General features: G+C 45.1%; 1 protein-coding gene. It reads left to right on the top strand.

All coding sequences use genetic code 11. The annotated features are described in order from the left end of the window. Nucleotides 1–701, top strand: a 701-nt coding sequence (locus QTN47_RS27920) for a hypothetical protein (protein ID WP_369332760.1), incomplete at both ends; no start/stop codon positions are given.

The following is a 701-nucleotide window of genomic DNA, read 5'->3' as shown; positions in this document are numbered from 1 at the left end:
ATCACCAATACGCAAGTATTCCGGGACAGTGTGACACGGATCAGCCGTGACAGTGTAAGCAACTGGCTGGTGATTAACAATGACTTCAGGGACAGTATCGTTCAGATAGTGAGAGACAGTACCACAAAATGGTATGTTGATAATAAAACGATCCAGGACAGTGTGTTTATTACGGTGAAGGCCAAAGGTGATTCATTGGCGAGTGACAAGTTTATAGATGTGTTGGCGAGAGACGGTGTGACCAAAGTAGGTGACAGCACTTTATTGAAATACGCCAGGTTGCAACTGAACATGAAGAATGTGGCAGATAGCATTGTCAACACACAAGTCTTCCATGATTCAGTGACACAAGTGATGAACAACAATATAGTGCAGGTGATCAAGGATAGTACGACTTATTGGTACAAGGACAATACCATCCTCCAGGACAGTGTGTTCCAGACGATCAAAGCGAAGGGCGATTCACTCTCCAGCGACAAGTTCATCGACGTGATGGCCAAAGACGGCGTGACACATGTAGGCGACAGCAGCCTGTTGAAATACGCCAGGTTGCAACTGAACATGAAAAATGTGGCAGATAGTATAGTCAACACACAAGTCTTCCATGATTCAGTGACACAGGTGATGAACAACAATATAGTGCAGGTGATCAAGGACAGCACGACTTATTGGTACAAGGACAATACCATCCTCCAGGACAG

The sequence above is a fragment of the Danxiaibacter flavus genome (assembly GCF_041060425.1).
In the GTDB taxonomy this organism is placed as follows: domain Bacteria; phylum Bacteroidota; class Bacteroidia; order Chitinophagales; family Chitinophagaceae; genus Danxiaibacter; species Danxiaibacter flavus.
Note: the sequence above shows the minus strand (reverse complement) of the source record. Positions and strands in the feature narration are given on the sequence as shown.